At 45.1% G+C, this 14009-nt stretch carries 8 protein-coding genes, 1 tRNA gene and 2 pseudogenes; 7 read left to right on the top strand and 4 right to left on the bottom strand.

What is annotated here, in order from left to right; translation table 11 throughout:
* Positions 1-554: 554 nt before the first annotated feature.
* Genes GLV81_RS07815 through GLV81_RS07825 form a run of 3 tightly spaced genes read right to left on the bottom strand, consistent with a single transcriptional unit; the run spans position 555 to position 5248 of the window.
* Positions 555-1205, bottom strand: coding sequence for a T9SS type A sorting domain-containing protein (locus tag GLV81_RS07815; RefSeq protein WP_157478327.1), 651 nt, complete (start codon positions 1203-1205; stop codon positions 555-557).
* Positions 1129-4941: a PKD domain-containing protein gene (locus tag GLV81_RS07820; RefSeq protein ID WP_157478329.1), complete on the bottom strand. Its 3813-nt coding sequence runs from the start codon at positions 4939-4941 to the stop codon at positions 1129-1131. Before GLV81_RS07820 ends, GLV81_RS07815 begins: the two co-directional genes overlap by 77 nt.
* A gap of 34 nt (positions 4942-4975) precedes the next feature.
* Positions 4976-5248 carry a hypothetical protein gene (locus tag GLV81_RS07825; protein WP_157478331.1) on the bottom strand — a complete coding sequence of 91 codons (273 nt, stop codon included), beginning with the start codon at positions 5246-5248 and terminating at the stop codon, positions 4976-4978.
* Positions 5249-5676: 428 nt separating this feature from the next.
* Here GLV81_RS07825 and GLV81_RS07830 point away from each other — a divergent pair, with 428 nt between their 5' ends.
* The 7 genes and pseudogenes from GLV81_RS07830 (at position 5677) to GLV81_RS07855 (ending at position 12720) form a co-directional block, all read left to right on the top strand.
* Positions 5677-6243, top strand: coding sequence for a hypothetical protein (locus tag GLV81_RS07830; RefSeq protein ID WP_157478333.1), 567 nt, complete (start codon positions 5677-5679; stop codon positions 6241-6243).
* A complete protein-coding gene (locus GLV81_RS07835; RefSeq protein WP_197429025.1) occupies positions 6206-6943 on the top strand; it encodes a site-specific integrase in 738 nt (245 codons plus the stop codon). Before GLV81_RS07830 ends, GLV81_RS07835 begins: the two co-directional genes overlap by 38 nt.
* A 227-nt stretch (positions 6944-7170) precedes the next feature.
* Positions 7171-7677 carry a helix-turn-helix domain-containing protein gene (locus GLV81_RS07840; protein ID WP_157478337.1) on the top strand — a complete coding sequence of 169 codons (507 nt, stop codon included), beginning with the start codon at positions 7171-7173 and terminating at the stop codon, positions 7675-7677.
* Positions 7678-7745: 68 nt separating this feature from the next.
* Positions 7746-8252: pseudogene (locus GLV81_RS21570) on the top strand (type IIL restriction-modification enzyme MmeI); the annotation flags it as partial.
* A 39-nt stretch (positions 8253-8291) separates the two neighbouring features.
* A pseudogene (locus GLV81_RS21575) lies at positions 8292-10522 on the top strand (DNA methyltransferase); the annotation flags it as partial.
* A 21-nt stretch (positions 10523-10543) separates the two neighbouring features.
* Positions 10544-11611: a hypothetical protein gene (locus GLV81_RS07850; protein WP_157478339.1), complete on the top strand. Its 1068-nt coding sequence runs from the start codon at positions 10544-10546 to the stop codon at positions 11609-11611.
* A gap of 233 nt (positions 11612-11844) precedes the next feature.
* A complete protein-coding gene (locus tag GLV81_RS07855) occupies positions 11845-12720 on the top strand; it encodes an HIRAN domain-containing protein (RefSeq protein WP_157478341.1) in 876 nt (291 codons plus the stop codon).
* Between the two features lie 1056 nt (positions 12721-13776).
* Here GLV81_RS07855 and GLV81_RS07860 read toward each other — a convergent pair.
* Positions 13777-13850, bottom strand: a tRNA-Asp gene (locus GLV81_RS07860).
* Between the last annotated feature and the right edge of the window lie 159 nt (positions 13851-14009).

Raw genomic sequence — 14009 nt, forward strand, 5'->3', positions numbered from 1 at the left:
ATATACTCATGATCCTGTAGCTTAATGAAATACAAGGGGCATCGTCTTTGGCAAAGACTGGAAGCACATTGTACCAGCGAAAAGAATATTTTATGAGAAAACACTGACCAAAGCCGAAACGACCGCCATCTTGCTGGGTATCCTGTAATCCTGTTTGTTTTATCAAAACACTTATGGAAAAGGCCAATGATAAATTTCATTAAACGATATGGAGTGAAACTGCACCTGACTACCAGCATAAACCAATGTTGGAAAATTGCCTGTTATTGTAAGGATGGTCAAAGGTGTGTGCCCTGCAATATGCCAACCATCCGGGCTTTGCAGCGGTTAAATCCCTTTTTGTAAAGCAGTACCTACTGCACCATCCTTTATAATATCGGGATGTTCTTTACTCGGTACTCAATTTTCATTTACCACACCCATGAAACCAAAGCCAGTTGTCACAAAAGCGAAATACTATATACCTAAAAACGGGGCGTCGGTCTGTGTGGATCGACGCCCCGTTTTTATCAGCATCTATTTAGAATAAGTCCGGGGTAACACCCAAATATCGATCAGTTTCCACTCCGCCAAAGCGGGATACGCCATTGGTCATTGGCCGATTGAATGCGGAGCAGGTATACTCCTGATGGCCAAGATGCTGGTACACCAATCTGCAAGCTTCGGGGCAGTGTTTGTTGAAGATAACGCTCTTGCAACAAGGCTTGACCACTTGGGCCATAAAGCACAAGCGAAACAGGACCCTGTAATGTAGATGGCAACATCACCTGAATGGCTGTGCCAAATGGATTTGGATAGGCCAATACTTCAGCAGCCTTTCCTTTGAGCTGCTCAATAGTACTGTACGTATAGCTTCCATCTACATCCATCAGGCGCAACCGGTAGTAATGAGTACCACGGCCTGCTGAAGCTTGCCGGTCTATGTACATATACTTGGCTTGAGCCATGGTAAATGGTATGGTAGCAATTGGTTCATACCTCATACCATCCATAGATTTTTCGACAATGAAGTGACTGAATGCAGATGCGTTTGCTACCTGCCATTGTAGTTGCGCCGCCTCTTGCTGCCAGCTTGCATAGAAAGACTGCAAGCGAATAGGCATCACACAAAGAGGGGTATAACTGATATTACCAGTATTGGCACATCCATCGGCAGAAGTAATGGTAAGCGTGGTGGTTTTGGGGCCCGAAGTGATATAATCCACTGCATGGGGTCCCGCATCTGTTGCCGAAGCTGGGTTTGCTGTGAGGCTTGGTACCAAAAGTCCATGCGTAAGTAACTGGCAGCGCCACTCCAGCACCCAAATCTGTAGCGGTATAGGTGGCACCACAAATACCTGCCGTGGTTTGAATCACCACGTTTGGTTTTGGCTTCATTACAATAGTGATTTCATCAATGGCTTCGCAGGTACCATTCACCACCCGTACGGCGTATGTAAATGTGCCCGAATTGTTAACACCTGTAAAATTGGGCTGAGCAATATTGGGATCGCTAAGCAAAGTTGCTGGCGACCACTGGTATGTAAGCCCTCCTACTGCAGCTGATCCGATTGGAAAAGCTGCCAGGCTACCTTGGCAACTGCTAACATCTGCTCCCGCATCGGCACTGGTAACCGGCGCATCTATCCGTACCTGTACCTCATCGGTGTTGGCACCGCAGGCGCCTCCACTGCCAATGGTCCAATTAAACAAGTAGGTTCCCGGAATTAAACCACTCAGGTTGGTTTGAGGGCTGTTGGCATTGGCTATCACCGGTGTATTGGGACCACTTACCAACGCCCATACACCTGTGTTGATAGCAGGAGTACTACCTGTCAAACTAGTAGTACTGACATTACACAAGGCCGCATCAGTACCTGCATTCGCTGCTATTTCTTTGTATATATACACCTGATCGATACTGGCAACACAGGAAGAATGTGTTTTAACCTCATACTGGTACAAATACGCACCTGCTACTAAGCCAGTTAATAATGTGTCGACATACTGCCCATTATTGGCGCCGGCCACTGGTGTGTTAGGGCCGCTAACCCTTACCCAACTACCCGTACCAAAGGCGGGTACATTGCCTGTAAGTGTAACGGATGATACGCCAGTACATACTTCTACATTGGCGCCAGCATCGGCTGCCGAGGGAGCAGGATAAACTGTTACCAGCATATCATCGGTTGAGGCAAGGCAACTACCAACCTCAGGCAGTGTGTAACGGAAGGTATACACCGCACTTGGTGAGGCACCTGCAAGGCCGGTTACAACGGCCGTATTTGGTCCGTTGCTGGAAATGGTAGCACCTGCAGGACCGCTCACCTGGCTCCATGTACCGCTACTATTGGCGCTACCGGTTAGCGCTGCTGAAGGCGAATTGCAAAAATTTTGATCGGCACCGGCATTGGCCTGCGCTACTACAGAAATATTCACATCATCGGTTGAAGTGGCACAAGAAGGTGACGTACTCACCGTCCATCGCATGGTGTAAGTGCCCTGTGTAAGATTTGAAACATTTGTATTGGTGGTAAGTGCACTGCTGATGGTAGGTGTAGTAGTACCTGTAGGGCCAGATAAGGCCTGCCAATATCCAGTACCCGAGGTAGGTGCAACGGCTGATAATGCTGCCAGGGTTGCGGTGGTTGCATTGCACAGTGACACATCTGCCCCTGCATCAGCAACCGATGGTGGTTGTGCAATGCGCAATACCACTACATCTGCACTGGTAGCACAAATTCCACTGGTAATCCGGTATTCAAATTCATAGATACCACTGGCAAGATTCCCCATGTCGCAGGTAGTAGCGGTTGCATTATTAAGCGTTGCAAGATTGGGCCCAGACAGTTGTGCCCATTGGGCTGTAGCACCCGTGGGGGCTGCAGGGCTACCGGTGAGTGTAACCGAACCTGGCAAAGTAGGCAAACACAAATCCTGATCGGCTCCAGCAGCTGCAGTATACGGCGTTGAATTGATGGTAACCACCAGGGTATCGGCCAAAGGAGCACAGCCAGCGGTTGATAATTGGTATTCGAACAAATAGGTACCAGGACCGCCGGTAAAATTAGCTTGGGTATTGCGGCTGGCTGCATTCACCACACTACTGCCTGCTGTAAGCGGTGTCCAGGTAATAGTTGCACCAGCGGCATCATTGCCACTGATAGTAGTACTGGTGGCACTGGTTGCCAAACAAACATTGGTGCCAGCATCGGGCAGCGGTGGAGCTGATGCTGCGGTGGTAACAAGCGTTTGAGCACTGTTTACACTGCCACAAGTGTTACTCACTGTCCACGTGAACGTATAGGAGGTATTAGACAACAAACCAGCAGCGATTGCATTGGGTGTATTGGCATTGGGCAAAAAAGAAACCCCGCTGGATGGCGAAACGGTCCAGGTTCCTGTTTCATTTGGCAGCGGCGTATTGGCTGTAAGCCGGTAACGCCCCGCACAAATGGTGGCATTTGGGCCGGTAGTGGCTATGGTAGGTACGGCTGTGGTAACTGATACATACATGGTATCGGTTTTGGCCGGGCAGTTTTTTCCACCCGATAAATTGAGGCGCATTGCATACACCCCCATTTGTAAGCCACTCATATTGGGCGTTAGTGTAGCGGATCCTGTCACGGTAGCTGTATTAGGGCCGCTTATTTGTGTCCATACATAGCTGCCGGGTGCAGTAGTAGCACCAATTGGTGTAGCCGTAAGGGTATTGCAGGGCAAAATGATATCGCTGCCAGCATTTACCAAACCCGGAGTACGAGAAATAGTTACTGCAATGTCGCGGAATACAGAACCGCAGGCGGTACGGTACTCCATACGGTAAACATACGTACCAGGCAAAGTCATGGCAGATACTTTCCACCTTTCGGTACGTATACCAGCAGCAGCTGTAGAAATATTGTCGTAAGCCAAAGTACCGACTGCTGCCGGACCCGAAATGCGAATGCCCGTACGGGTGATAGTATTGGTAATGCTTACCGCATCGGTAAACGTAACATTGAAAGTGGCAAAGGTATCATTGCACGCCAATTCAAGATTGGCGGGTTCGCTCAGGTTATCTATGGACGGCGCCCGATACACTGTATGGGTACGAAAGGCCGTACATCCGTCTGAATTTGTTTTCGTGTATCGAAAAGTATAAGGAAATGTACCATTCATACCATTGACAGTAACAGTGGAGCCGGTATTATCAGGCGAAAAAGTAACATTGGGATAAGGCGAAACACCCCCTCCTGTTTGTGACCACACCGCTGTTTCGCCTGCGGCTAATGAGCTGCCGGTAAGAACCTGACTACCGGTGCCCGGTACTGCGCAAATAGTGGTATAGGATACGTTTCCAGAACCAGCATTGGGAGCGACACTAATATTCTGCACGTTAATGACCATATCGTCGGTTCCATTCTGACAGGGTCCACTCACCGTCCAACGCAACGTATAGGTACCCGGTGTTAAGCCCGACAATGTAGAAGTAGCACTATTGATGTTGCTAAAAGCAGGTGTGTTCGGACCACTGATAACGCTCCAAACACCCGTTTGAATGGGACTGAGGCCAGGTGAAGACCCTGCCAAAGTGGTAGTAGTACCCGCACAACTACGGGTTTGGTCGGTACCGGCATTCACTGCTGCTGGCACTACCACGTTTAGCAGCATTTGGTCGTTTACACTACAATAGCCGTTGGAAATAGTCCAGGTAAGTGTACGAACCCCACCGCCTGCTGCAGGCGTATATGTAGCATTGGGTGTATTGGCATTGGGCGAAAATGTACCGCCGGTAGGGGAAACCGTCCAGGTGCCGGTTAAACCGCTGCCTGGTGTATTACCCGCCAATGTTACCGGGCCTACTGTACAAATCGTTTGATCGGGCCCGGCTAATGCCACAGCCGGTAAGGGTAGCACGGTTACAGCCACCGTGTTTCGGGCCCAAAGGCCATCTACACACTTGGCAGAAAATTCAAACACATAGTTACCAGGTTCTATGCTCGTTACAGTGGTACTAACTTGCCGTTGGTGAGGTAATGCTGGCCGCTGGCCCCGATAATTTTGTCCACTGATAAGCAGGCGGCACAAATTGCGGACTACCAGGCGTGCCGGTCAAGGTCAATGTTTGGTTAACACATATTGTTTGATCAAGCCCCGCATTTACGGCGCAGTTCTGCCCCCAAACGGATGTCATAAGGAATACCAGCGTGGTAGTCAGGACGGATACAAAAAAACGATTCATGGCATAGAGATTAAGCTTAATAAAATCTTTCATTTCTCTATACAAGAGAAATGTTGAACAGCTTCTGACTGATTGATCCGGATAGTATAAAGGCAAAGACAAATTGTACAAGATGACGTAATGGCAATTACGAAGAGCTGTATAATGCCTTGCTTATAGTATTTAAAATTACAAGCAATGTAGTTTCACAAACATGAAGTAAGTCATGCTTTGGTTGTCTAAAAATAGTCTACCCTAAGAATTTATCTCCTGTTAGGCAGGCACACAAAAAAGCCCCAGTTTCCTGAGGCTTTTTGCGGACCGGACGGGTGCCATTTTGGCTTTATTTAGCTTAACTTATTTTTACTAAAATTTACCGTAAACGCTTGTAATTCAGCTGTTTGCGGAACATACCTGTGAGTAATTAGTAAAGGCTGGTAAAAGCTGGTACAGATATTTTTGACCCCAAAATTGACCCCAAAAATTTCTGAACTATGGCAACCATCAACTTTTACCTGAAAGATGCAGACAAGAAAAACATGCATCCGGTGATACTGGTGTATCAAGACAAAGGCGAGAAAGTAAAACATGCAACCAAGCTAAAAGTACGAAAAGAAGAATGGAAGAACCAGCGGGTATTTACCACAGACAAAACCCGCCTTAAAGAAGTGAAGCAGATAAACGCCATTTTGGAAGACCTGAAAAATGAGTTTGAAGAAATAGAGCGGCAAGCCCTGTTTAACAGGGTAGAGCTGACCCCTGCGGAAGTGCTGGCCATCTACAAAGAGAAACATGCACCAGTAGTGCCAACAACCACGGGAGCAAAAACCAATCCCTTTAAAGCCTTGTACAAACAATTTATTGAGAGTAACAAGGCCACCAAAAGCAAAGCCACCATCAATTCCTATGGCGATACACTGGCCAAGCTGGAACTATTTGAAGCCATGAAGGGGGGAGAAAGTTTGGCTGGAAAGGATAGACCAAGCCTTTTACCAGCGGTTTCTCAACTTTCTGATAATGGACATGCAATACCTAAACAATACGGTGGGCAAGCATATTAAAACGCTCAAAGTGTTTATCAATTATTTGAGCGACAACAACCTGCTGCCCAATCCCATAGACGTTAGGAAGTTTAAGGTATTGAGAGAGGAACCCGATGTAATACACCTGACAGAAGAAGAACTGCTGGCCATTTACCACTGCAAGAACCTGACACAGGAACAGGAATGGGCAAAGGATAATTTCTGCTTTAGCTGTTTTACTGGCCTTCGCTATTCAGATAATATAAAGGTAGACCGGAGCCACATAAAAGATAACATGATTGAAATACGCACTACCAAAACAAAGAAGGCCATTTTTATTCCGCTCAATCCTTTTGCTAAGGAGATTATTAAAAAGTACGACAACCCCAACAGCAACAGGCCACTGCCGCCAGTGATGCACAATGTAACCGCCAACGCTCTGCTGAAAGAAATAGCCAAGGCTGCCGGACTTAATGAGCAGGTAAGGCTCGAAAGATTTAGCGGCTCCCGAAGAATAGTAGAATATAAAACCAAGTGGGAGCTGGTATGCACCCACACTGCCCGCCGCACCTTCATTACCTTATCCATAGAAAAGGGCATGCAAAGCGAGGTGATAATGGATGTAACGGGCATCAGCAGCCATAAGATTTTTAAACGCTATCTGAACATTACCAACAAGACCAGATTTGTGCAAATGCATGATGCATGGGGCACACTGGGTGCAAAGCTCACTGGCTAAAAAAATATTGCAGCCGATAGCCGCATTTACTTAGTTTTACCAAACCTGCAAAAGCAGGTGTTTTCTTCCCCATTTGGGGCTCTACTTGAAACCTTTGGGTTTCGTCTTATTTCTCTCCCTTTTTATTGTCTTACCCTTCGTGGTGTATACTGTGCTATTGTACTTGTACGCTTGTACTATTCTTTGGCTTAGGCCAGTAAACACAAACATTTTATAAGTATGACAACATGCAAGACCCCATTTTGGCCATGCGCCAAAGCGAATTGAAAGAGCTGATTAATACCATTTTTCAGCAGCACATTACCACCATTATTGAAGCCTTTAGAATGGAACTGGGCAACGTCAATTTTGAAAAGCCAACCCAGTATAAAACCGTAAAGGAAGTAATGGAAATGTTCCAGGTAACAAAGCCAACGGTATACAGTTGGGTAAAAAAGAACATAATTAAAGCCGAGAAAATCGGCAACAGAACACTGTTTAAGCTGGAAGAGTTGCAAAAAGCTTTATCAGCAGAAAACTTTTACATGCCGCCCGAAAAGCAGGCTGGCTTTATGGCTTTAAAGCCCCCTGTAGTGAACAAGAAGCCTTTCCACAAATTTGAGACCGTTAAAAACCGGAACATTTGGCCGCAGCGGCAGAAACAGCTGGAAGATTTTCAACGGATTAACGCCCCTTTTGATGATGGCGACTTTAATCTTGAAGATTTAGACCTTGATGAATTTACCAAGGATTAACCCCGTTTTACACAAAGGCACGTTTCTACGTGCCTTTTTATTTATTTTCATACCCTAACGTTACACCCATGAACCTATCGCTGAATGAAATAAAGACAAGGGCAACCGCCTTTGCCAAAGACTGGGAGCAGACCGAAGGACGAGAAGAAGCAGACGCCAAAGAATTTCTGATTGACTTTCTCAACATTTTTGGCATCAGCCGAAAGCGGGTAGCCACATTTGAGCACCGTGTAAAAAAGCTGAGTGAAGCCGACGGCTATATAGACCTGCTCTGGAAAGGCCGCCTGCTGGTAGAAATGAAAAGCAAGGGCAAAGACCTGAGCAAAGCCTATACACAGGCCAAAGAATATTGCCACGGACTGAAAGAGCACGAACTGCCGGAGCTGATAATGGTATCCGACTTTTACCATGTTAAAGTGTACGATACCGATGGACAGGAAACGGCATTTACCCTGCCGCAACTGCTGCAATACATAACCGTTTTTTATCCGCTGGCAGGCATACAAAAAAGAACCTTTGCCGACCAAGACCCCGTAAACATTAAAGCCGCCGAGCTCATGGGCCAGCTGCACGATGAGCTGAAAGCCATTGGCTACGAAGGGCACCCGCTGGAGCTGTATCTGGTGCGGTTGCTCTTTCTGCTGTTTGCCGATGATACCAGCATTTTTGAGCGGGGCATATTCCAGGAATATATAGACCGCAAAACCAACGAAGACGGCAGCGATTTGGCCATGCACCTGCATGCCCTGTTTGGAGTGCTCAATACGCCACCCGATAAACGCCTGAAAACGCTGGACGAGCACCTGATGCAGTTTCCCTATGTAAATGGTAAACTGTTTGAAGAAAACCTGCCTGTGGCTGCCTTTAGCAGTAGTATGCGCCGCCTGCTGCTGCAATGCTGTACGCTGGACTGGGGCAAAATAAGCCCCGCCATTTTTGGCTCTCTCTTTCAAAGTGTGATGGACCCCACAGAACGCCGCAACCTGGGGGCACACTACACCAGCGAAAAAAACATATTGAAAGTAATACAGCCGCTTTTTTTGGATGAGCTGAAAGCGGAACATGGCAACATACGGCACGATAAAAACAAACTGAAAAAGCTGCACCAGCGCATCAGCCAGCTGCGCTTTTTAGACCCCGCCTGTGGCTGTGGCAACTTTCTGATAATTGCCTACCGTGAGCTGCGCCTGCTGGAAATGGACATTGTAAAAGACCTGCTGCAAGGGCAGATTGTAACCGATATTGGCAGCTATTTTTTGCTGGATGTAGACCAGTTTTATGGCATTGAGTACGAAGAATTTCCGGCACAGATAGCACAGGTAGCCATGTGGCTGATGGACCACCAAATGAACCTGCAGGCCAGCCAAACCTTTGGCGAATATTATGTACGCCTGCCGCTGCGCAAAAGTGCTACCATAGTACACGGCAATGCCTTGCGGATAGACTGGCAAAGCATTATCAAAACCATGCCTTGGGATGCCAACGGGGCAAGGTTTGATTATATCATGGGGAATCCGCCTTTTTAGGTAAGCAATACCAAACTAAAGAGCAAAAAGATGATATAGATTTTGTATTTGGAAAGGTTGATGGTTCAGGTTTACTTGATTATGTAGCGAGTTGGTATAAACTAGCTTCAAAATACATAGGAATGGTAAATCAAGGTGTGAAGAATGGAACAGTAGTAGCATTTGTAAGTACGAATTCAATATGTCAAGGAGAGCAGGTTGGTGTGCTTTGGAATGAGCTATTTTCAAAACACCAGATTAAAATACATTTTGCATACAGAAGTTTTAAATGGGGAAATGAAGCAAAGGCAAATGCTGCTGTACATGTTGTGATTATCGGTTTTTCAAATTTTGATATTCCAGATAAAAGGATAATCGAATCAGATGTAAAAAATGGAGAAGAGCTTGTTTTGAAGTCTCGAAACATTAATCCTTATTTGGTTTCAGGAAGGGATTCCTTTTTGGTTAAACGTAGAACGCCAATTTGTAATGTTCAGGAAATGGTATTTGGGAGTATGCCAAATGATGGTGGGCATCTGCTTTTTAATGAGGATGAGAAAAATGAATTTGTGCTAAATGAGCCAAAATCTGAAAAGTATTTTCGAAAGTTTATAGGAGCACAAGAATTTATATCAGGCAAACATAGATGGTGCCTATGGCTAAAAGATGCAGGGCCCAATGAACTCAAGTCAATGCCTTTAGTATTGCAAAGGATTGAATTGGTGAAACATTCTCGTTTATCCAGCAAACGTCCAAGCACTCAAAAATTAGCAGCCTTCCCAAGTTTATTCGGTGAAATTAGACAGCCAAAATCTGATTATATCGTATTCCCTGAAGTTTCATCAGAAAGAAGAAACTATATCCCTGTGGGATTTATGACTGCAGATGTAATAACAAGCAATAAGAATTATACGATTGATAACGGTTCAAATTTTTCATTTGGAATTTTAAGTAGTTCAATGCACATGAGTTGGGTCAAGAATGTGGCTGGAAGGATGAAAAGTGATTATTCATATAGCACAGGCATTGTCTACAATAATTTCCCTTGGCCATTATCGCCCACCGATAAACAAAAGCAAGCCGTAGAAGCCGCAGCGCAGCAGGTACTCGATGCAAGGGCACAATTTCCCGAGGCTTCGCTGGCCGATTTGTACGACCCCGATGTAATGCCGCCGGTATTGGTAAAAGCCCATCAGGCTTTGGATAAAGCGGTAGACCTGTGCTACCGCCCACAACCCTTTACCAGCGAAACCAAACGCATTGAGTATTTATTCGAACTCTACGACCAATATACCGCAGGTTTATTTGCGGGAGAGGGCAAGAAGAAAGGAAAAAAGAATTAACGAAAACACAACCACACTATGGCAAATGTCACTTACTATTTAGGCGCAGGAGCCAGCGCTAATGCATTACCAACTTATAAAAATTTTAAAGTACGTTTTATAGAGTTTGCCCAATTGTTTTCAGATAAATATGAGTTCCCAACAACTGAACAAGAGGACCATTATCGTGAAAAAATATTAGGGTTATGTAATGAGTTAATTAGGGCTTTTGATGACCATAATACCCCTGATTTATATGCAAAGAAACTTTTTCATCAAGGTGGTAAAAAGTTGAGCGAACTAAAATCACTTTTGATATTATTCTTTATACATCAACAAATACCAAGAGTCCCAAGAAAAGTTGAAAGAGATGAAGTTGATAAAAGGTACGATAACTTAATTTCTAATATGCTTAAACCCATCCCTAAAGAAGTTAAGTTCAAAGGGAACTATAATATCATCACATGGAACTATGATTTACAGTTTGAACTTGCGTTATCAAAGTATTATGAAAAAGAAGTTTATGAAACATCAAGATACATAAGAATGGAGCCTGACATAACACAAGGCAGGCGTTTTGAAGATTGTGATAAATTTTCAATAGTCCACTTAAATGGTGTGGCTTATTGCGAAGCAGATTACATTCAAAATCCATTTGAACCTTTCGAAAGTAATTACCAGCTTTTTCAAAGGCTCATTGGTTTGTTCAAAAAATTAGATCAAGGTAGAATAAGTGATATGTACTATTCGCAATTCCTTGGATTTGCTTGGGAAAACCTGTTTGATAACACAAAGTTTTTTGACAACAGTAAATATAAAGAGGCTGAAAAAATAGCAGCGAGGACTGAGGTTCTTGTAATTATTGGTTATTCTTTCCCTGAATTCAATGATGAAATTGATAGGCAAATTTTTGAGAGGATGGGGACTCTTAAAAAAGTATACATACAGGACTTTGACAAATCATTGGCGGAAAAGCTTACAAGGTTAGCGTTACATCCAATCTTTATGAATAAGAATAAAGTTCAATTTGTGGACAATTTAAATTCCTTTCATCTTCCAGCTGAAAGAGATAAAGAGATACATGAAGTAGATAGTAATCTATTGTAATAAAATACATGATTAGACATCTTCAATCTTAGGAGATTGTTTATACGCCAAAGACATTGATAAACATTAATTGGCCCAAAAAAAATATGCAGCCCGAAAGCTGCATAGGGTGCAATGGCCCGCAAGCCTCTGCACTTCAAAAGTAAAAGTTTGGAGGCAATAAAAAATAGCTTTGCAGAAGTTGGCTGGTTGTATTCCAGTCATCTGCCAACTACCAACCATCAACTACCAATATGAACCGGACAACCTTTATAAAAAACCTGATTGGTTTATTTGGCGTTGGCGCCTTGCCCAAGGCATTGGTAAAACAGTATCAAAAAGTGTATTTGTTGCAGTGCTTTGTGCGGGGCTTTCGGTTTCACCAAGGGCCCAAGCTGCTAGAGCAAATGACGGTGGGCCAGTTGCTGGAGCTACAGCGGGAGCCACAAAACGAGCACGATGCCTGTGCCATTGCGCTGTACTGCGGTCCGCACATGATAGGCTACATCCCAAGAGAAGAAAACGAAATATTGAGCAGGCTCATGGATGCGCAGGTGGTAGAACTGCTGGCAGAAATAACCCATATTGAACCCAAGGCACAAGCCTGGGAGCATGTAGCCATAGCCGTGTATGTGCTCAAAGAAATAACCAACGAGCCACTGCCGGAAACCGCCAGTTATCTTACCACTATAGAAAGCCCCAATTACCGCACCTTACGAAGCAGCAACGACCGCCTGACACGGGTAAGCTATGCCCAACCGGCCCCGCACCACGGACGAAAGGAAATACAAAACGCCGACGACTTCTACATAAGGTTGGTAGACCATAGCGATAACGACAGGGTGTACCAGCTCATACACGAAGGTTTTAATACTGCTGAAAACATGGAGCTGGCTGTACAGGAATCGAGAATCATCATCAACCGCAACAAGCTGCCGCAAGATTTGCAGCTGGATGATGTGGTAAAGGCACTGGATGATGAAATAGTAAACATTGATGGCCACTTTGCAGAAAATGGCTATGTGGTGGCCAATTTAGACCGGCTGGCAGAACTCTCTGCCCGCATCCAACGCTTTACAGAAGTAACCGACAAAGAAGGCCGCCTGTTTTTTGATGCCATCATGCAGTAAGTAGTACTGCTGTCCGGCTTTGCCTTTCGGCATGGTTGGTTTATAAGCTACTAAATACTAAAAAGTTTAGTTTTGTGGTGGGTAACAATAATGGGCTTTTGGATATACATACAAGCCGACAGCAAGCGGCTGCGGCTATGGGTGGAACTGCTATTGAAAAATGAGCGGGTGGAGCAGTACAGGGTATCGGGTAGAAACCGCAGCATTAGGATTGAAAACAACAGGCCGTTTTTTCAGGCAAAAGGGCTAAAGCACAGACGCTGCAGGTGGACAGTTTGCGAGGGGCAAATGCACAATCAATCCGCTTTAAAAAAAATCCTTGTTGCCATAGAGGAGCACAGCAAATCAACTAAACCGTAGTTGACAAGTAAGTAAAGCGGTAGAAAAGTCCTGCACGAAATTCGTACAGGTTGGTGAATGTTATAGACATTCACCATACTTTATGGATAAAGAGAAAGGAAGGTCCCCTATACAAAACAAGGGTCGTTTAAGCGTTTAGATACGCAGGCAGTTTGCTTCCAGGTGCCATGAGTGCAGTACAATATCATGCAGGCCAAAGTAAGGGCTGCACTTGCCATCAAGAGGGTGCAGCTGGCAATGGTACCCAAGAAAAAAAACAAGGGTCGTTTAAGCGTTTAGATCTCGCAGGCAATTTGCTTGGAGGTGAAATGTGTGCAGTGCAATATCCTGCAGGCCAAAGTAAGGGCTGCACTTGCCATCAAGAGGCTGCAGCTGGAAATGGTACCCAAGAATAAAACAAGGGTCGTTTAAGCGTTTAGTGTTACTTGACCGGATAGAGCTGCCTACATGATAATTGTGAGCAGATAGGGGCCATGCGTGTATTTGGAAGAGGGAAGGGGCTACCATCCCCAAAAGGTCAAAAAAATGGCTACAAAGAGCTGGAACGGAAAAAAATAAATGTGGATAACCGGGGCTAAAAGAGGGCAGGAAATTCCAGCTGCGAAAAGCCGCTTTTCAATTGGTCCTGATTTTGACCCCAAAAAAACAAAAAGCCCTGTAATCGTATGATTTACAGGGCTTTGCAAGTTTACCTTGCGGACCGGACGGGACTCGAACCCGCGACCTCCGCCGTGACAGGGCGGCATTCTAACCAACTGAACTACCGATCCTTAAGAGCTTTTCCCGTACTGATTATCTCGTTTGGGAGTGCAAAAATAGGGGAACAGATATAACGACCAACTTTCTCTTGCACTTTTTTTTGAATTTTTTTTCGCCCCTTTCAGGCAACAAAAAACCTGCTTGTGGAAGCAGGTTTTTTGAAAAACATA

The organism is Phnomibacter ginsenosidimutans, assembly GCF_009740285.1.
In the GTDB taxonomy this organism is placed as follows: domain Bacteria; phylum Bacteroidota; class Bacteroidia; order Chitinophagales; family Chitinophagaceae; genus Phnomibacter; species Phnomibacter ginsenosidimutans.